Below are 20,336 nucleotides of genomic sequence, written 5' to 3' on the forward strand. Positions count from 1 at the left end.
GAGAAGAAGAAAGCTCTTCCTCTCCCGACCTCTTTCATATGCTGAACGATTAGCGTTTGTTGAACCGTTCTAGCGCAGCTTGCTGAATTTTCGTCGCATCTTCAATGCCCATCGCTTCAATCTTCTTCACGTATTTATCGAAGTTATCGAGCGGCTCCGCCCCCATGATGAACTTCAGGAACATCTCGTCTTTGTAGGTATTGATATCCGTCATGATCGATGCGAATTGGGAGCTCTCGTCATTGGTCGGCGTTACCAGCGGCATTTTGCGCTCACCTGTCGGCTGCGACCAGGTCGCGAGGGCCTCCTTCTGATTATCGAGCGCGAGATATTGCATTTGGAAATTCTCACTCAGTACAAATGGCGCGCTCCAAGTAGAACGGTTATGTTTCGCGAAGGATTGCTGCAAACTCACGCCGCTCGGCGGGTTCAATACCTCAGGCAAGAAGGTAGGGACGCCGTTCACCATGCTGTATGCTTCGCCTTCTTTACCGTAGTTAAATAATAGATCGCCCTGTTCGCCATACGCGTAATCGAGCCATTTCACGGTCTCGACCGGATTCTGATTGCTTGTGGAGATAGCTGCCCCAACGCCGTTCGTCGCGAAATCCTTCTGTCCCCACATTTGCTTGTCGCCCTTCTTAAGCACTGGGTATGGAGCTGCGACCAGATTGAACTTCGGATCTTTATCTTTCATCAAATTCGCGTATTTTCCAATCCCGCCTCCGTTATACACCAAGGCTGAACCTAACTGATCTCCAGTCATCTTGGCATCGAACAACTTGCTGTTCGGCGCGGCAAAATCTTTGTCAATCAGGCCTTCTTGGTACCATTTGTTCATGGTTGTGAGGAATTCCTTGTACTCCGGCTGCGTCGGACCGAACTTCACCTGTCCCCCGTCTTGGTAGAAGCCGTAGTTGATGCCCCATGCGCCAAGGAATGGTGCGTCAAGACCAACATCCTCTAGTGTGATATAGAATGGGATTTCATCAGCCTTGCCATTCCCGTTCGGGTCCTTATCCTTAAATGCGGTTAATACTTCATGCCATTCATCAATGGTCGTAGGTATCTCCATCCCGACCTTATCTAACCAATCTTTCCGGATCCCTGGACCGTAGAATACACGGACCTTATCGCCGCCACGGAAGAACGGGAACATATACATATTGCCGTCATCCGTTGTCACTTGCTTCTTCCAATCCGGATGTTCGTCGAGTAGTTTCTTCAGATTCGGCGCGTATTGATCAATCAGATCGTTCAGTTTAATGATTTTGTTATCTTGAATCGCCTTCTCAGGTCCCCCTGGATACCCAATCCACGAATATTCGATGACATCCGGCAGCTTCTCCGAGACCATCATGAGATTGAACTGTTCTTTGGCCTGTGCGGCATCCGTAGGCGGATGCTCGAACGCAACCTTTACACCTGTAATTTTCTCTAGTTCCTTATACATACCCATTTCAGCGTATGTTTTCATTTGTGCGGCAGCTGCAGAGTGCATGCTAACCCAGTACGACAAGTTCGTCAGTTTCGCGCCTTCAGCCGGTTTCCCGTCGGAAGTTGTACCCTCTTGCTTCTGGTCGCTGCCTGGCGTGCTGCAAGCCGCGATCGATAATGCGAGCAGTGATGTTAACAGGATAACCCCAAATTTCTTTACCTTCCCTTTCATGAAAGCGCCTCCTTTTTATTGGTTACTGCTGTTGCTGCGCACGAGTCGAATCGCACGAAGCTTAACGGCATCCGCATGCCAAATTTCGGTGAACCGTGGTGCAGGGTCCTTCAACTTGGATGATTGAATGGTTAGCTTGTAAGTCCCTGCTTCTTCCCATGTTATCTCGCCTAGCTTAGATAAAATCGGTATATAAGGATGCTGGCACGCAGGGGAGTTTGTATCTATGTCATCCTCCATTGGTGCACAGACGATCCGAGTCCCAGACGTATTTATTTCAATCTCTTCAGGGTATAACCCTTCCCACGCCACATCATGTCGCTTATAACTGACGAGCATCAACTCGTAGGTTCCTGGCTGTACAAGCGTAAACTCCCATTGTGCATTTCTGATGATACCAGCTCCGCTGTCGCTTTCCGCGACATACACGTCTGTCACCGCTGCATGCGGCACATCCAGTTGAAAGTCACCAGAAGATTGCTGCGTTAGCCTGCGGTCGAAGTCGTTCTCGCCAATCAGCTCTAGGACGACGACCGACACGTACGCATCTGACGGTTGAGGCGGAAGCTCGACGACGGACGTATATAGGTCCAATCCTTCATCATAGGTCTGCACAACGGTTAATGCCTGTTGCGACGGGTCAGCAAGCATATAGGCTCGCGCAATTCGATTGCGTATCCCGTGAATGCGAACCTCATGCATCGACCAATTATCGTTATGCATATGAAGATAGATACGTCCAGACTTCGTCGTTATCGCTCCCCAGCTCACCTCGCAAGGGAACGGGCTCCCTGATGTGCCATAGATGGCTTCGGCATTGCGCTGGGTCCATTCACCAACTTCGCGCAGCCGCGCTACGGATAATTCTGGAATGGTTCCTTCCGGTGAAGGACCGACATTCAGGAGCAGATTGCCCCCTTTGCCAATAACATTGACGAGCTTATGGAGGAGAGAATTCGTCGATTTCCACGTTTGATCCTTGGTCGTATACCCCCAGGATTGATTGAGCGTCATCGGCGTCTCCCAAGGCCTCGTATCTTCCCCGCTCATCCCGATCTCGTTATCGCCCTTCGACACATAATCGCCCATCCCCATGATATGGGACACCCGGGAATTGATCAGGCAGTCCGGTTGAAGACTTCGCACATGCTCCACGATATCCCTGCTATCCGCTTCGGACAATCCTCCAGCCGTATCGAACCAGACAAGGCCGATCCTTCCGTATTCGGTCAGCAGTTCCGTCAGCTGCGGCTTCACTTTGCCCTGCCAATACGTCTGGAAAACCTTCTCATCCAGTCGGTAATCCCACGTATTATTGTGTTCCTTGTGCAGCGCATCCGGATGATGCCAATCGATGACATGCGAGTAATAGAAGCATAAGGCGATCCCCACCTCCGCGCAGGCCTCAGCCAGCTCCTTCATCGGATCGCGCCCGAACGGGGTGGCGTCGACGATATTGTAAGGGTCCGATCGAGAATGGAACATGGCAAACCCGTCATGATGCTTAGCCGTAATGACGATATACCGCATGCCTGCATCTTTGGCGATGTTCACCCATTCGCTGGCATCGAACTTCGTCGGATTGAACTGCTTGGCCCATTGCTCGTACGCCTCTACCGGGGTTCGCTCTGCATACATCACCCATTCGCCTTTGGCTGGAATCGCATATAATCCCCAATGGATAAACATCCCGAATCTTGCCTCTGTCCACCATTTCGTTCTTAGATCCTGATCAACTGCCTTGATGCTGCTCACTTCCCATTTCACCTCTTTCGGCGCTCCTCAGTTACCAATAGAGCTTCCAATCCCTCGTTACGCGAACCAATGCCTCATAGAAATAATAATCGCCCCATATGCAGCATTCGTCGATCCCTGTTCCGTTCGGCTTGCCATACACCGCGTGCAGCAATATGCCATTCGATTCCGGTACATCCCGCGCCATGTAATGCAAGATCAGCGAATCTAAGATCGACAAAGCCGCATTCTCATATCTCCGTCTCGTCGGGTCGGTTAACGGAAGATGCTTGGCTGTCTCCAGCAGTCCGCATACCGCGATAGCAGCTGCCGAGCTATCCCTCTCCTCCGGACCATCAGTGAAGATCAGGTCCCAATAACATACAAGATCCTCGGGCAGGCGGTCCAGAAAATAATTCGCAAGCTTCGTGGTCAGTTCGATCAGTTCACCATCCCCTGTATATCGGTAGGACAGCGGAAATCCGTAGATGCCCCACGCCTGACCTCTTGACCAGCAGGAATCATCCGCATAACCTTGCGCCGTACGACCATACTTCGGCTCGCCTGTCTCTGTATCCATGTAGAAGGTATGGAAGCTGGATGCATCCTCGCGAATTAAGTACTTCGCAGACTGCCTTACATGGGATGCTGCGGCATCGTAATACTTCTGATCCCCGGTGACCTCGCTGGCCCAGTATAAGAGTGGTAAATTCATCAGGCAATCAATAATCATTCGTCCTTGCTGCTTCGGGTCTTTCAGATTGCCCCAGGCCTGGATAATGCCGGCCTTCTCTAAATACCTTTCATAGAGGAGATCCGCTGCTTCAAGCGCTAGCTGCTTGGCATCCTCGTTCCCCGTCAGCTTGTAAGCCGATACGCAGGACAACGTATATAAGAAACCAAGATCATGCGTCTCTGTATACCGCTTCTCATCCACCCGTTGGCGATAACTCGGAAGCTGATTCTCCGCAGCGAGGCGATACTTCTCATCGCCTGTCACTTCGAACGCAAGCCACAGCATACCCGTCCAGAACCCCGGCGTCCATGCCACGTTGCCCACCTGCTCATAGACTTGATTCGTACTGCATTCCGCAGGGAATGTATTGACGAATGTCTCCAGGTTACGATCGATTTGCTGGCGTATAAATGCCATCGCCTCGTCGCAGCGTTCTCTTGTCAGTCTCTTCGTTGCCGTAAATTGCTCAATCATTGACACCCCTCCCACGTTGTCGTGATTCGTATCTGGGTCCATTGTAAGCAACAGTGTTTCTTCCCACAATTTCCAATTTTTTAAGTGTACTGCTCTTTTTATTCAGGTGAAAAAAAGTATGTGGGCATGAAAAATCGTTCCTCCCCCAAGGCATGTCAAAAAGAGCGGCTGATTCGATTGCCCCCGCCCGACTTTATTCCCATTTGCTTCGTTTCTGTATTATGATGGATTGATGATGACCTAACTTGTCCAATTCCGAAAGGAACTGAATCTACATTAATATGAGGTGGTTACGAATGGAGATGACGCCCCCCTGCCTGATCGCAATACATCACATCGACGACATGGACGAGGAAGTATTCCATCATTGCCTTTCATGGTTACCGGAGGATTTCCGACATCCGATCATGCGGCTGAGAAGAAAGGAAGACCGTGACCGTTCTCTGCTCGGCGCACTACTAATTCGATATGCGCTAAGCAGAGCATGCTCCCTCCCTTGGAAGGACATTCAGATCCAAAAAAATGAATACGGCAAGCCCTTCTTATCCGCTTCCTCTACCATTCATTTTAATCTATCCCATTCCGGTCATTGGATTGTCTTGATGCTCAGCGAACACTCTGTCGGCGTCGATGTGGAGCAAATAAAAAGCATGGACTTCACCGGATTGGATCTATTCTTCGCAAGCCGTGAATGGGACCGGCTGTCCTCCTATGAAGGGCAGCAGAAATTAGAATACTTCTACGACTTGTGGACGCTAAAAGAAAGCTACATGAAGGCGCTGGGGGTCGGTATGTCCTTGCCGCCCAATTCCTACTGGATCGAAGAAGATCCGTGCATTACCGTCCATGCGCCTGAACACCAGCAGAATTGGCATTTCCAACAATATGCGTTATCCCCGGATTACAAGCTCTCTGCATGCAGCGCTAGTCCGACGTTCCCTGCAGATATTTGCCGTCTAGCATCTGAGCATTTTGTGAATCTGGTGTCACAACACGTCTCCGACATAAAAAAAGGCATAACTGCACCCATTCGTGGGTAATCCAGCTATGCCTTTGATTTGGGTTTATGATTGCGCCTCAGGCGAATGATTGATTCTCTGCTTCAGCGTCTCGGTCAAGGTAGACAATGTGTTCGCTGCCTCCAAGGTCTGACCCATCGATTCGAAATGTTCTGCCGAAGCCATGCGAATATTGTCCATCTCCGATTTAGCTTTCTCGAAAATTTGCTCCGTCTGACTCAGCGATCCTGTCACTTCATCCGTATGTGCCGAAATTTCCTCCACGGCCGCGGATACTTCTTGAATTTGCGTACTCACGTCTTCAATCGAGGATTGAATGTGAATAAAGGTCGTGCCGGCTTGATTCAATGAATCGATTCCTCGCTTCATATCCTCTGCGACATGGACCGAGGAAGTCACAGCTTCGCTTGCTTCCTGTTGGATCATGCCGTTGATCAAGCTGACCTGCTTGGCCGATTCCGTTGACTGCTCAGCAAGCTTACGAACCTCACTCGCAATGACGGAGAACCCGCTGCCGTATTCACCTGCTCTTGCCGCCTCAATCGCAGCATTCAATGCTAGCAGATGCGTCTGATTGGACAATTCCGTAATGACCGAGACGAATGTCTCCACTTCTTTAGATCGTGCGCCTAGACGGTTCACTTGCTCCAGCAGATTCTCAAGCGCTTCGTCCGTCTTGCTCATTTGCTCCATCGCTTCTCGGATCGATTCTCCGCCCCTAGCCGCCTTCACTGAAGTTTCGCCTGAGGTGCTCGCCACTTCATCGGAGCTGCTCGCAATTTGCTGGATCGCGGTTGAGATCTCCGACATCGTCCTTACGGTGGTCTGGAGAACTTCCATTTGTCTGCTTGATTCCTCGCTCACGTTACGAGTCGACTCACTAATGAGATCGGCCACGAAGTGCCCGACTTCGGAAGTCGATTTCACCATATCGACAGCCGTGTTAACATCATTCACGAAATGTTCCGTTTTACCCGCTACGTCTTGGAGCCGTTCAGCGATTCGGCGGAAATCTTGAGCCGCTTCCTGTACGACTGATGAGCTCAGGTTCAATTCGTTATGCGACAAATCGCCTTTCGAAATGCGCTTGATTTCTCCTGTGAGAAGCGTCAGATCGCGCTCAACATGACGATTAAGACGCTTGACTACCATAATTGTCGCACCAAAGCTTAAAATGACTAGAACAATTAAACCAATTATGAACGATGTCCAACCCCGCCCGGGGATGAAAAATAGAAACGAGAGAATAGCAGTCAGAATCGGGATCGGCAATGCCGAGATCATCAGCTGCTTGTCTTGTTTGAAATGTAACATCATACACCACCTAAATATCTTTTATTCAAACTAAAATAGCTGGCTAGCTGTAAATCTTTAAAAAAAGCCTGGAGACCAGGCTTTTTTGATTTTGCTGTTTAGTTGTTCAAGTAAGCTTCTGCTTCATCTAGTTTTTCAAACGAAACAACAATATCGCCAAACATGCGTTTCATTTGCATTTTCGATACGGCAGAACCTGTGTAATAAGCCCACTTCGTCAAACCTTTTTGAACGGAGAGTTCTCCAAGCGGCGCCAAAGCCAAAGCGACATCCTGGGTGAACAGTTTACCTTCGCTCAAATCCGTCAAACCTGTGAAGCCAGGTTTTACTTGATCCATCACTTTGCTGTATTCCTGCTTGTACGTCTCTACCTCATCCATCGTGATGCTCTGAACGCGGACAGTAACGCGATTTTTGGCTTGGTCGTAAGAAATTTGGAACATGTCTATTTCCTCCTAAAATGGTTAAATTATCTTATACATTAATTCTATCAAAATATACAAGATGGGAAAAGAGAAATTTGTCGATTCGTGCGATTTGTTGTCAAATAAAGTCGATTCTATGACGATTTCCCTATTATTTCTGTGATAAAAAGCCTACTTCTTTGCAATATCCGATCATTGCATGAACCCGTTCGTCATCCATCTTTTCCCACTCAAAACCGAGCATTCGGAGTACCAATACGCTCTTCTTGACTGTAATCTCGAACATCGTCGCATCATGGTGCTGTTCCAGCCATCCGTAGTGGAGGATAATCTTCTCAATCTCTTCCCTGCAGTCATCCGCCTCATATTTCGCTATCATATAATCGATGAATTGCTCGAACGTACCCGATTTGACATCCCACTCTAACCGACCGTCGGCGAGTAAATGGCTCATACTCTCGCGATGCGGGTTGAACAAATGGAAAACTTCATTTTGAATGGCTTCCGGCTGCATCAACAGCACGACCGCACGGCTGACCGCGTCGACATAAGAGAAATCCGTGTCCGGCTCCATTTCTGGCACCATCCCGAGACGAATAAAGGATCGCATCATCGTGTAGAACGCATTTTCCTCGATATTCTCTTGGAATCTTCCCGTATCGGACTGGAAGACAACGTTCCCGATTCTGTAGATGCTGGACGGTACGCCTGTCTCTCTCGCCTTGATCACTTTCCGTTCCGCTTCATGTTTCGTCTTAGCGTAATAATTCTCGTACTGCTGCCCAAGATCCAGGTCGTATTCGGTGAAATACGCAGCGGATTGATCCGGTATGACGCCCGAGGCGACACCTAATGTCGAAATATGGTGCATCGGCTTAATTCGGTTCAGCTGCGCGAACGCTAATACCCGCTCCGTCGCAACCACATTCTGCTGCTCAAAATCAGAATAATTGCCGTAATGCTTAACTGTTGCCGCCGAATGCACGATCCCGTCTACAATCTCGGAGAGTTCGGTATACTTCGCTTCCGTTAGGCCTAGCCGCTCTTGGGTCAGATCCCCCTTATGCACGCAGATTCTGCTTCGCATCGTCTCATTGATCTGATCGCGGAAATAGAACGCTAACTTGCTGTGCAGACGGTCGGCAGCTTGCTCATCGGTATCTCCGCGGACGATGACATGAACCGTCCAATCCGTATGGACCAGCATATCACGCAGCAAATGGACGCCGAGATAGCCGGTTGCCCCGGTCAACAGCACATGGCGGTAGACGATCTTCTTCGTCAGATCCAATTGGCCGTATTGCTCGTTCTTCTGATGGTACAACGCCTCTTGATCGTCAAAGCGAACCTCTGAAGGCGAGAGATGCACCTTCTTCAATTCCGCGAGCTTCTCCATCAAATGATTCGAGGATGTCTCTCTCACCTTCGTGGACAACTCCGCAATCGTCTGATGCTCGAACACATCATTAATGGCGATCTCGAACTGCTGCTGCAGCCTTGCGACCATCACCGCGGCTTTCAGCGAATGTCCGCCCAATTCGAAGAAGTTATCGTGAATGCCGATCTTCGCGATGCCAAGCAGATCCTGCCATACCTCCGCAATCTTGCGTTCCGCATCGGTCCGAGGCGCCACATATTCGCTGCTTCCCACCGAGATGTTCCCAACTTCCGGTTCAGGCAGGGCTCTCCGATCGATTTTGCCGTTCGGCGTCAGCGGCAGGGCCGGAAGCTGAACAAAGTAAGACGGAATCATATAATCCGGCAGGCTCTTCGCAAGATGGTTCCGCAGCTCTGTCACCGTCTGTTCCGCTTCCACGGCAACATAGGCGCATAGGTATCGGCCTCCGCTGCCGTCTTCTTTGGCTAAGACGAGCGTCTCTTTCACCGCCACATGGTTCAAGAGCGTGTTCTCGATCTCCCCAAGCTCGATCCGGAATCCCCGAATTTTCACTTGATGATCCAATCTGCCCAGGAACTCCAGTGTGCCATCTTCATTCCAACGCGCGAGATCCCCGGTTTTGTACATTCGCCCTTCGCCTGCGTAAGGATCCGGCAGATACCGGTCAGCAGTCATCTGCTCTTGGCCGTAGTAACCTCTTCCGACGCAATCCCCCGCAATGTAGAGCTCTCCAGGCACGCCCGGTGGCTGAACATGCAGTTGATCGTTCAACAGATAAATCCGCGTATTCGTAATCGGTCTGCCGATCGGCGGCAGCTCGGGAATGTCTCCGTTCGGATCAATCGTATGCGCCGTAGCCACATGCGTCTCAGATGGGCCGTAGTGGTTATGCAAATACACTTGATAATGACGCAAATGCTCTCTGAATTTCTCCGGCACGATCAGCTGCTCCCCGGCCGTAATGATATGGCGAACCGAGGTAGGGAATCGATCTGCGTATTCCTTCTCGTTCAAGATGAATTTCAGGAACGATACCGGCATGAATAGAATATTAATGCCCTCATCTTCAATCACTTGCAGCAATCGGCCTACGTCGCGACGCGTATCGTTCGTGACAAGACACAACGTACCTCCGGCAAGCAAGGTCGACCAAATCTCTTGCGAGCAGACGTCGAAGCTAAGCGTCGTGAATTGGAGCACTTTGCCGCTATAGTCCACATTGGTCTCTGTATATTCATAATGGATCAGGTTCACCATGTTCCGATGCTCGATCATGACGCCTTTTGGCTTCCCTGTCGTTCCGGACGTATAGATGACATATAACAGGTTCTCCGCCCTGCTCCGGCTCGGCGGGTTACCTGTGACCTCGCTATATGCGGTTGTTTGATCCAAGTATAGCTCTTCGCCTTCGAAGGTTGTCTTCCCAGCTAGATGCGTCTGCGTCAGCAGCAGTTTCGCCCCGCTGCTCTCGAGCATGTAGTTCACACGATCCTGCGGGTACTCGGGATCGATCGGAACGTAAGCTCCGCCGGCTTTGAGAATGCCGAGAAGTCCGATGATCATCTCGAGCGATCTGTCCGCCATCAGGCCGATGACTTCGTCCGCTTGAACGCCTTTCGCGATCAGCGTACCGGCCAGACGATTCGCCTTCTCGTTCAGCTCCGCATACGTGAGCCGTTCGCTGCAGAATACCAAAGCCGGATGATCCGGTGTCCGAAGCACCTGCTCCTCGAACAATTGCTGGATCGTCGCTTCCCGGCGATACGGCGCCGCCGTGTCGTTCAGCACATCGATCTGATCGTGGATTTCCTTCTCATCCATGAATGCGATTTCCGTCAGCTTGATGTCGCTTGCCGCTACAGCCGCTTCCAGAATGCGAGCATAATGTCTGCTCCAGCGCTCTACCGTCTCATGTTGGAACAGATCCGTACGGTACTGGAAATCGACATGGACCGTCGTGTCCAATTCCGTCACGTCCACCATCAGATCGTATTTGGCAATCGGATCCACGTATGGTGCAGCCGTCACTTCCGCCCCTGCCATCGAAGGAATAGTACGCCCCGTATTCTGCATAACGAATAGCGTATCGAATAGCGGATTCCGCCCTGGAACGCGAGGGTTGTTCAAGTCGCGGAGCATCAGCTCCAGTTCATACTCTTGATGCTCGATGGCGCCGACGACACATGCCTTCACTTCCTGCAAGAATGCGGCGAAAGACTTCTGCTTGTCCGGATAACTGCGGAGAGGCAGCGTATTAACGAACATGCCGATCATTTGCTGCATTTCACTCTCGGTCCGGCAGGCGAACGGCGCGCCCACAATAATATCCTCTTGGCCGCTATAGCGGAATAGCAGCACGTTATAGGCTGCCAACAAAATCATATACAATGTTGTATCGGACTCCGCAGCTAATTTCTTTAATTTCTCCGTCAGTGCTGCACCCAGTTGAACCGAGAGCGTGTTCCCGTTGAAGCTCTGAACATCCGGACGCTTCCGATCGGTAGGCAGCTGCAGAATCGGAATTTCACCCGTCAGCGCGGAGCTCCAGTAATCCTTCAGTGAATGACGCAATGGGGTATTGTCCTGTTGGCCGTACCACACCGCGAAATCTTTGAATTGGACGGCTAATGGAGGAAGCTCCTCTCCGCTGTACAGCTTGCTCCAATCTTCGAAGAACAAATGCAGCGACACGCCGTCAACGGCAATATGATGGAAATCAAGCATCACATAGTGCAAATCATCAGCACAGGTAATTAGCGCCGCCCGCATCAACGGTGCTTCGCTCAATTGGAACGGCTTCACGAATGCGCGCATCATGCCAGCGACTTCGTGTTCATTGGCGGTGAGCATCGACAAACGGAATGGGACTTGCTCCTGGATCGTCTGAACAATCTCCTCGCCTACCCATTGGAAGGAAGTCCGCAGCATGTCATGGCGATGAATCAATTTCTGGAACGTCTGCTCTAGCCGTGCAACGTCTACCTTGCCTTCTATCCGAAGCAGCATCGGCGTATTATAAGCCGTTCCAACGCCTTCCATCTGCTCGATCAAGTACATGCGTCTTTGCGCCGGGTAGACCGGGTAATGAGAAGATACGGGTACAGGCTCGATTGTGGAACGAGCTGCATGGCCAACGGCCTGCTCTGCGATTTTGCGCGCTTGCTCCCGGATCGTCGTATATTGGAATACATCCGCCATGAGCAGACGCACGCCGAACCGCCGTTCGATCTGTCCGCGCAGCGATGCCGCTTGCAGTGAATGGCCGCCGATTTCGAAGAATCGTTCATCCGCGCCAATATTCGGTATCCCTAGAACTCCATGCCAGATCTCGGCAAGCTGTTTTTCCGTCTCATTCTCGAACACCGCTGACTCAGCTTGTACGTGCACACGCTCCGGTTCTGGAAGTGCACGCCGATCCACTTTGCCATTGGCATTGACCGGGAGACTATCCAGGGTTACGAACCGCGGCGGAATCATGTATTCCGGCAGCCGAACAGCGAGGAAATCCGCAAGATCCCGAGGCGTGCATACGGATGATGCAACCACATAGGCGCATAGATAGCTGGCTCCGTTCTGATCCTCGCGTGCGATGACGATACAATCTTTAACCGATTCATGCTGCAGAAGCTGCTGTTCGATTTCTCCGATTTCGATACGGAATCCACGAATTTTGACTTGATGATCGATCCGTCCCATGAACTCAATCGTTCCGTTCGGAAGCCATCTAGCCAGATCCCCAGTACGATACATGCGTTCCCCGTCACGGAACGGATGCGGGACGAACTTCTCCTCCGTCAGCTCCGGCCGGTTCAAGTAGCCTCGAGCGAGCCCTGTGCCGCTAATGCACAGCTCCCCTGCGATACTGATCGGCTGAAGCTTGCCCGCTGCATCCAGAATGAGGACTTCCGTGTTATCAATCGGTTGGCCGATAGAGATGTTATCCGTCCATTCCGTCACTTGGTGCGATGTCGTCACGACCGCGTTCTCCGTCGGGCCGTAGCAATTGTGCAGCTCGTAGCGCGTAGGACGGTACGTCTTCAGTTTATCGCCTCCCGTGACAAGCACACGCAGAGACGTGTTCTCGAGCTCCATGAACTGTTCGCATAGCTGCGTCGGCAGGAACCCAATCGTAATCCCCTGTTGATGGAAATAGGCATTCAACGCCTCGGCGTCAAGCCGAATGTCTTCGGGAACGATATGGAGCGACGCGCCGGTAATCAGGTACGGGAAGATCTCCCAGACGGAAGCATCGAACCCGAAGCCTGCAAATTTGGTGGCGCGGTCATGTTCCGTGACACGGAAATGATGCTGATGCCAGCATGCCAAATTCACGAGCGGTTGATGCTCGACCATGACGCCTTTCGGCGTTCCGGTAGACCCGGACGTGTAGATGATATACGCGAGATCCGTCGGGCTAGACGTCACGGGAACAGGCTCCATTCGCTCACCCGCTAGCAACGCATCGCTCACCACCAGCGTTTCGCCGTCGAACGCAATCTCAGAATGGATGTCTGGCGTCATGAGCAGCAGCTGCGTCCGACTGTCTTCAAGCATAAATCTCGTACGTTCCGCAGGATAGTTCGGGTCGATTGGCAAATAGGCCGCTCCCGCCTTCAGAATCCCTAGAATCGAGACGATCATCTGTTTGGACGGGCCAGACATGATCCCTACGATGTCTCCCCGCTGTACGCCTTTCCCAAGGAGCAAGCGAGCCAGTCGGTTGGACTGTTCATCAAGCTGTCGATACGTAAGCGTCTCTTCCCCGCATGCCACAGCTGTATGCTCCGGCGTCCGGCTCACCTGCGCCTCGAATAACTGATGGATCGTGGCGTCTGCATGAAAGTCTTGTCCCTTACGGTTAAAGGCCTCCAGCATATATTCCTTCTCGTCCGTGTCCATCATTTCAATGGATTCAACCGCAGCCTGCGGTTCTCTGCACCAAGCCGACAAAATATTCTCTAAATGACGGAGCAACCGCTCGACCGTCGCTTGGCCAAATGCGCATTCCCGGTAGAGTGCCTCCACTTCAAGCGATCCGGCTTCGACAGTAAAGCGAAGCGAGATGTCGCTTCCCTGGAGCAAAGCATGACGCGAACGTTCCGTTGACTTCCCGAAACCTACGACCGAGTTGGAAGGCACGACATCTCCCGTCTCTTCCAACATTTCCTGCAGTTGCCCAAACGACATGGCAAACGGCCGTTCTTGATTCATGACGGCTTGGGTCTGCTTCACCAGCGCATCCAAGGATTGCGAAGCAACGATATTCATATGAACGACAATCAACTTGTCCTCATTAGGTAAAAATGCAGCGTATGTAATCTCTTCCGTTCGCAAATAGCGATGAAGGAGCACAGACCAAAACGTGTACAATACTTCGGATACCTCTACGCCCGCCAAATCGCAAGCTTGATGAATGGAGCTTAATGACTGTTTCCGGAATACGCGTCTACGGGTAGACACCTTCTCGCGATCTATCGATTTCGATTCCGGAACAAGAAATGTTTTATTATCCACACCCTTCCATTTGTTATGCCAGTATTCTCTTACGCTGTCCCTATTGGCTAGAATCAAAGACATTCTTCCACTCCTTCGGTCCGTCGAACCCAATTGAGCACAAAAAAACAACTCTACCGAAATCAGGCAAGTTGCTTGGCGAAATCACAAGTATACGTTCGGCAACTGGCTGGCTGATCAACGATGAACCGTTCATGTAGGCCCCTATAGCTTTGCGTCTCCGACTTTCGCCGGATTTGCCTGTTATTTATTTGTGCTCAATAGGTTGCTGAGATTAGTACAATTTACCTATTCTATTTTACTATGTTATTTTCATTTTTCAACTTATTTCACTTTTTTTCAACGCATTTACAAGAAAGATAGATTCACAATTCGCAAGAAATACACATAGCGCAAACCTTACCCTTTCTGGAAATGCAGCTTCCTCTTCCGCATCACGATCAAGAACAGAACGCTGGATACCGCGCCGTACAAGACCACTGCGATTAGAGCCGTCCATTTATTGCCGTCATTGGATAGCACAGAGATTGCTCGGTGGAGAGGCGGCAGTAGAAGCACCAATCGATCGAGTCCATCGGGCAGCTCCTCTGCAACGGACTTGGCGGCGAACGACACTGCGATTACGCATCCTAGAAGCAGAAAGGACAATAACCGAGACTGGAACAGCTTGCGGGTGAACCAACAAGATAAAGCAATGCCCATCCATGCCAGCGCGATGTGAAAAACAAGAGAAACGAGCAGTTCCTCGCCTGTCGGATTCCGGTCGAATTTGTGCAGCAGCGCTGGATATATCACAGCAAACAGCGCAAAAGGAACGGTGAACAGCCAGTTATAGATCAATTTCGCACGATATAATCGAATAATGCCGCCCGCATGCAGCACCGTCACCATCTCCTGATTCGGCGATTCGACATCTATGAACAGATATCCCATCCAAGCTGCGACCGCGAATAGAAGAGCCGAGGTGAACGCATAGCTCTCCATGACCGGATTCGGAACGACGGTATACAAGAAAATGAGGAATAGGAGGTAAGCCATCGATGGAGCTACATACCGATAAGATCGCATCGTGCACGTATGCAAATATTTGATCAAGGCGTACATGCGTGGTCCTCCTTTCGCTTCAGAGATCGAATAATGCCGCCGTTCTGCAACAGCTGCATTAGAAAGCCGCGATGCACCGATTCTGCCAGTTTATATTGATACCCACCGTCCCGCGTCATCCAATCTACACCGGCAAATTGGTTCATCAAAGCGTGATGCGCCGAAGCACGAAGCTCGCAATCCAGCTCATAATACGCCTCTTGAATCAATGGTTCTCCCTTATCCTCTTGCACAAGCCTGCCTTGGCGAATCCAGTAGGTATGTCCCCCTAGCTGTCTGCCTAGATAAGGTTCATGTACGGCCGCGACGATTGCGGTTCCTTGGTCCGCCAAATGCTTCAAAGCCATCACCAAATGATTCATTGATTCCACGTCAAGTCCCGAAAGAGGCTCGTCCAATACGAGGAGGTCCGGCATGCGAAGCATGGCTTGCATAAGATTCACCTTCTGCAGCATCCCTTTCGAAAAATAGACCATCGGCGTCGCCAGCTCCTCTAAACCAAACCGTTCATGCAGCTCGCGAACACGAGCTTTCAGCTTCGCTGCGGGTAATCCCGCAATTTGCCCCATATGGAACAAATATTCGTTCGATGTCATTTTCAGTTTAGGGAGATGGTCGGGCATATATCCAATCACCAGCTGCGAATCGCGAACTGTCCGTACACCGGAAGTCGGGGCAACCAATCCTGCGATGATATTGAGCAACGTACTTTTACCGGACCCGTTATTGCCGCGAAGGATGATCGTCTCGCCACGGTCTATCTTCAATTGCACCGCAGACAAGACGGCATGCTTGCCGTAATACTTGCATAGATCCTGCAAGACAAGCAAAGAAGCTGCGTCCATTGGATCCCCCCCTTCACATTCATATGGTATATATTATACCACATGGAATTTACATCCTCTTTATGAAGCGCAAAAGGCACCATACAGGTGCCTTTTTTTTGGTATTAACCCGAATGTACGAACTTCTGCTGCTTATGCTGCTTCTCCCGCCGACCGTCGAGCTTGAAGACCAGAATACCTGCGACGATGACCAACACCCCGACCAGCTGATTGATTGTAAAGGGAACCTTGTCTAGACCGAACCAGCCTTGCGAATCGCATAGCAGCGCGAAACCAAGCTGGGACGTCATCGCGAGCGAGACTGCATATGTCGGACCTAGACGTTTGATCCCCTGCATCAGACAGGTCACGACACCTACGCCGATCACGCCGCTGAACCAATACCATGACTCCATATACCGAAGATGGAACAACTCCCCGCCTTCGAATAGAAGCCCGATCAGGACAGAGGCAAGACACCCTAATCCTAACACCAGTGTCGTCGTAATCCACGTCCCCGCCTGTTCATTAACTTTATTGTTGAAAATGTTCTGCAGACCGACGAACGATCCCGCGATCCATGCCAGCAATATTCCCAGCAGCATCTCCCTCAACCTCCGCTTCGTTTACTCATAGATATTGTGTCCGGCAAGGCGTCTCAAACCTTCTCGATCAAGAATAAAGATAGCCCCCTTGCTGCGTTCAATCAGACCTTCTGCACAGAACTTCTGGATGACTCGGTTCAAATGCCGATAGCTGGTTCCGATGAGCTTCGCCATATCCTTCAGACTGGATGAGCTCGATGATGGTTGTTCACGAATCAACGAATGATCCCCAGCCGTGGAGACCGACAATAGGTAGCTTGCGAACCGCACTTCGACCGGATATAGCAGATTAAAGCTTAGCGCGTTAGACTTCATGTAGAACTTTTGCGTGATAATATCGAGCAGGAAGTGCAGCAGCGGCGCATGATCTCGCCCGTATTTATTCAGGTAGCGGTGATGAACCCCGATCATATAGACCGGAGATACCGCTTCAACCGTATTAATGATCGATACGCCACGTACATACTCAATATCGCCGATCACTTCGAGCGGCGTCTTGAACGAGAGGATGAGCACCTTCCCTTCGGCTGACGTCGTATAGATTTTGATCTTACCTTGTACGAGAATATAGAGATGATCGAAGGCGTCGCCTTGCGAGCAGATGAGCTCTCCCGGGGCGAACCGATAGAGCGACAAATGCGGTATGAGTTGTTCGTTCAAGACATGCTCGATCTGATGCTCCCGCAGAAAGAACCGCAGCCGCGCTTCATCCTTCATTTCTTTCATGACTAGACTACCCCTCTCCTATCATTACGCTCCATGATAAATCAATTGGCACGATTACCGAATTACAGCTTTAGTATCACCACGCCGGCTATCATTAGCCCGATCCCGATATACTGAGGAAATCTCATCTTCTGCCGCGCAGCGCCGAACCACCCATTACGGTCCATGAGGAACGTAAGAATGAGCTGAGCAATCAACAGAGTAGATACTGTCAACGTAACCCCGATATGATGAATCGAAGTAATATTGCTAAAAATAACGATAGCCCCAAACGCCCCGCTAATCAGATAGATCGGCTTCACCTGTGTAAGCCCCTGCCACTTGCCGTCTCGAACGATGAACATGACGAGTAATGCCACAACGAATCCTGTGAACTGGGTGATCGCGGCCGTCTGCCACGTGCCGATATCTTGACTGATCCTGGAATTCGCGACGCCTTGCAGCGTAACGAATATCCCTCCAAAGATGGCGAATAGAATCCCTCTCAGCATGCTGGTGTCCCTCCGATCTTGATTTCTCTTTTATTAAAAGATACTTCTGGGAGGGAACGGTAGGACATATGTCCTTCATCTGCACAAAAAAAGAACTGACCGTCAAAGCGTCAGTCAACGTACTTCATCAAACCTGCGATTCGCCAAGCGAAGATTGCAAGCTTTTACGCATTTTGTAGTTCACGAGCTGAACACCCTTTCGCTCCACGGTCTGAGATTGGACAATCGTATACCCCATCCGCTCGAAGAACGGTTTTGCCGTGATGCTCGCGTCCGTATCGATTTCGCTCAGCTTCAGACGTATCGCTTCCTCTTCTAGTCTATGGACAAGAGTCGATGCCACGCCCTGCCCTTGCGCATCCTTGTGGACGTATAGGCGGTCGAGATGTCCCTCCGGCGTCAGATCAGCGAATCCAACGATACACCCCTGGATCACGGCAACATAGGTGATATGACGGCGCAGCGATTGACTCCACGCAGCCATTCTCGTCTCATGGTCATCGGGCGAAGCCCATGCATCAAGCTGTTTGGGTGTATAATCTCTCGCATTGACGGTATGAACCGTGTCATAAAATAGATTTGCGATCGTCTCTAGATCAGAGTCCACATAGGTTCTAAGTTCAATCATCACTCTTCAACTCCATGTTGTGTTGGTATAGACGAAATAACGTCCCTTGTTCATTCGATTGCAGCGTATATTCGATCTGGAGCATGCGGGCAACTTCCGCGATGATTTTTAGCCCCAGGCCTTCTCCACGTTGGTTCTCATCAAAGCCAATCCCATCGTCGCGGATCTCCACCACGCCATGCGCAATCGTCACCTCAAGACTCGTGGCCTTGGCATGCCGGAGTGCATTCTGCAAGATGTTATCGAAGAGCCGCTGTACCCACAACGCATTGCAGCTCCAGACCAATGCTTCATCAACGGGCCGGAAGCGAATCTCCATCTCATGCATGCTATATAGATATCCCCATTTCTGTACCATGGTCTCCAGAAGGTCACGAATATTCACGTCTTCGTTCAGAATATAGGAGCTCTCGAAATGATCCGCAGACTGGAGATGGATTTCCTTGGTCAGATCCGCAATATATTGAATTTGTTGATATAACGATTCGAAGATAGGACTCTGCGTTTCCGTTTGGCATTCCAGATCGAACAGCTGCAAGCGAACCGCCGTTAATGGCGTATTGATGTCATGCCTTAATTTATGAAGCAATTCCTTCTGCATGTCTTCCTGCTGTTTCAATTCCAATTCACGATAGGTCGTTCGCTCAATTAACAAGTTCACCGACCGGATGAGCTCTCCCATCTCATCATCGCTGTGCACCTCGATTTTGCTTGGGATCTTATCATGACTGGCCAAATTGCGGATCGTCCGGTTCAATAGATTGATTTTGTTCAACAACGAGCGGATCGATCTCGAGAATAGAACGGCCAACAGCACCAGGGACAGCACAAATACGACCAACATGACCGGATACGCGAACGAAGCATGGAAAGGAATGTGATCATTGTGCGGCTTAAACACCGCATTGTAAATCACGCTCATCAAGACGCCAATCCCGAGCAGCAGCAAGGGTACACTAATAATCGCGGCGAATAAGAGCAGCTGATATTTCTTTTTTAGTTGCATTTCTTGTTGTAGGTATTGAGCCGATACCCTTCCCCGTATAGATTCTGAATCATGATGCCTTCGTTGTCTTTAATCTTGGCTCGTATTTTTTTGATATGCACATTCACGATATTCGGATTTCGGTCCTCCAGCTGCCATAGGTAATCCAGGAATTGGTCTTTCGTTAAGATCCGATCTCGATTGTCATAGAGGTAGAAGAAGATTTTCCGTTCAATCGCGGTAAAATCAACCTCGTGCTGCAAGCTCGTCAGGAAAACTCTACGACGCTCGGCATCAATGTAGACGTGGTTGATTTGTGTGAATGTGCCGTAATGCTGCTCCAGCATCTTCTTCATGCGCAGCAGCAGCTCTCGCGGATCATAGGGCTTGACCATATAGTCCTCCCCGATCGTTAACCCTTGCAGCTTGCTCTCCATATCACTTCGCGCCGATAAGAAAATAATCGGAATCTGCAAGCCGAGTTGTTTGATCCGCTTCGAGAGCTGGTAACCGTCCTCCCCTGGCAGCATCACGTCCATAATGACCATGTCCATCTCGCGAATGACCTGAATCACGCCGCTTCCATTCGTTTTCCAACATACGTTGTAGCCCTCGCGCTGCAATATTTTTTGCAGGATATCCCCAATGACCACATCGTCTTCCACCATTAATATGTTATAACCTCTCAT

Annotated in this window: 15 protein-coding genes and 1 riboswitch; of the genes, 1 reads left to right on the forward strand and 14 read right to left on the reverse strand. The window is 50.5% G+C overall.

Features of this window, described 5'->3' with window-relative positions:
• Nucleotides 1–49: 49 nt before the first annotated feature.
• Genes GCU39_RS21350 through GCU39_RS21360 form a run of 3 tightly spaced genes read right to left on the reverse strand, consistent with a single transcriptional unit; the run spans nt 50 to nt 4,613 of the window.
• A complete protein-coding gene (locus GCU39_RS21350) occupies nt 50–1,669 on the reverse strand; it encodes an extracellular solute-binding protein (protein ID WP_152395361.1) in 1,620 nt (539 codons plus the stop codon).
• Between the two features lie 15 nt (nt 1,670–1,684).
• Nucleotides 1,685–3,436: an alpha-L-fucosidase gene (locus GCU39_RS21355; RefSeq protein ID WP_227793292.1), complete on the reverse strand. Its 1,752-nt coding sequence runs from the start codon at nt 3,434–3,436 to the stop codon at nt 1,685–1,687.
• Between the two features lie 19 nt (nt 3,437–3,455).
• On the reverse strand, nt 3,456–4,613 hold the full coding sequence (locus tag GCU39_RS21360) for a glycoside hydrolase family 88 protein (protein ID WP_152395362.1): 1,158 nt from the start codon (nt 4,611–4,613) through the stop codon (nt 3,456–3,458).
• 296 nt (nt 4,614–4,909) lie between these two features.
• On the opposite strand from GCU39_RS21360, the gene GCU39_RS21365 reads away from it, so the two are divergent.
• Nucleotides 4,910–5,653, forward strand: coding sequence for a 4'-phosphopantetheinyl transferase family protein (locus tag GCU39_RS21365; protein ID WP_193726576.1), 744 nt, complete (start codon nt 4,910–4,912; stop codon nt 5,651–5,653).
• 24 nt (nt 5,654–5,677) lie between these two features.
• Here the strand turns inward: GCU39_RS21365 and GCU39_RS21370 are convergent, their stop codons facing one another.
• From GCU39_RS21370 to GCU39_RS21420, 11 genes are all read right to left on the reverse strand, one after another.
• Nucleotides 5,678–6,949, reverse strand: a complete 1,272-nt coding sequence (locus tag GCU39_RS21370; RefSeq protein WP_152395364.1) for a methyl-accepting chemotaxis protein — start codon at nt 6,947–6,949, stop codon at nt 5,678–5,680.
• Between the two features lie 95 nt (nt 6,950–7,044).
• Nucleotides 7,045–7,389, reverse strand: a complete 345-nt coding sequence (locus GCU39_RS21375) for a hypothetical protein (RefSeq protein WP_152395365.1) — start codon at nt 7,387–7,389, stop codon at nt 7,045–7,047.
• Between the two features lie 133 nt (nt 7,390–7,522).
• Entirely contained in the window at nt 7,523–14,347 is a 6,825-nt protein-coding gene (locus GCU39_RS21380; RefSeq protein WP_152395366.1) for a non-ribosomal peptide synthetase, read from the reverse strand.
• A gap of 94 nt (nt 14,348–14,441) precedes the next feature.
• Nucleotides 14,442–14,535, reverse strand: a riboswitch (cyclic di-GMP riboswitch).
• A 148-nt stretch (nt 14,536–14,683) separates the two neighbouring features.
• Nucleotides 14,684–15,388 (reverse strand): hypothetical protein, encoded by a 705-nt coding sequence (locus tag GCU39_RS21385; protein ID WP_152395367.1) that lies wholly within the window; start codon nt 15,386–15,388, stop codon nt 14,684–14,686.
• Nucleotides 15,376–16,233 (reverse strand): ATP-binding cassette domain-containing protein, encoded by an 858-nt coding sequence (locus GCU39_RS21390; protein WP_152395368.1) that lies wholly within the window; start codon nt 16,231–16,233, stop codon nt 15,376–15,378. The genes GCU39_RS21385 and GCU39_RS21390 overlap by 13 nt, the downstream gene beginning before the upstream one ends.
• 104 nt (nt 16,234–16,337) lie before the next feature.
• Nucleotides 16,338–16,817, reverse strand: a complete 480-nt coding sequence (locus GCU39_RS21395; protein ID WP_152395369.1) for a DMT family transporter — start codon at nt 16,815–16,817, stop codon at nt 16,338–16,340.
• Between the two features lie 21 nt (nt 16,818–16,838).
• Nucleotides 16,839–17,543, reverse strand: a complete 705-nt coding sequence (locus GCU39_RS21400; protein WP_152395370.1) for a Crp/Fnr family transcriptional regulator — start codon at nt 17,541–17,543, stop codon at nt 16,839–16,841.
• Between the two features lie 62 nt (nt 17,544–17,605).
• Nucleotides 17,606–18,031 carry a DMT family transporter gene (locus GCU39_RS21405; RefSeq protein ID WP_152397368.1) on the reverse strand — a complete coding sequence of 142 codons (426 nt, stop codon included), beginning with the start codon at nt 18,029–18,031 and terminating at the stop codon, nt 17,606–17,608.
• A gap of 130 nt (nt 18,032–18,161) precedes the next feature.
• Nucleotides 18,162–18,659, reverse strand: a complete 498-nt coding sequence (locus GCU39_RS21410) for a GNAT family N-acetyltransferase (RefSeq protein ID WP_152397369.1) — start codon at nt 18,657–18,659, stop codon at nt 18,162–18,164.
• Nucleotides 18,655–19,668: a sensor histidine kinase gene (locus GCU39_RS21415; protein WP_152395371.1), complete on the reverse strand. Its 1,014-nt coding sequence runs from the start codon at nt 19,666–19,668 to the stop codon at nt 18,655–18,657. Before GCU39_RS21415 ends, GCU39_RS21410 begins: the two co-directional genes overlap by 5 nt.
• The gene (locus GCU39_RS21420) at nt 19,659–20,336 is read right to left on the reverse strand and encodes a response regulator transcription factor (protein ID WP_152395372.1); all 678 of its coding nucleotides are present in this window, start codon (nt 20,334–20,336) and stop codon (nt 19,659–19,661) included. The genes GCU39_RS21415 and GCU39_RS21420 overlap by 10 nt, the downstream gene beginning before the upstream one ends.

Origin of the sequence: Paenibacillus guangzhouensis (genome assembly GCF_009363075.1) — a bacterium.
GTDB classification, from domain to species: domain Bacteria; phylum Bacillota; class Bacilli; order Paenibacillales; family Paenibacillaceae; genus Paenibacillus_K; species Paenibacillus_K guangzhouensis.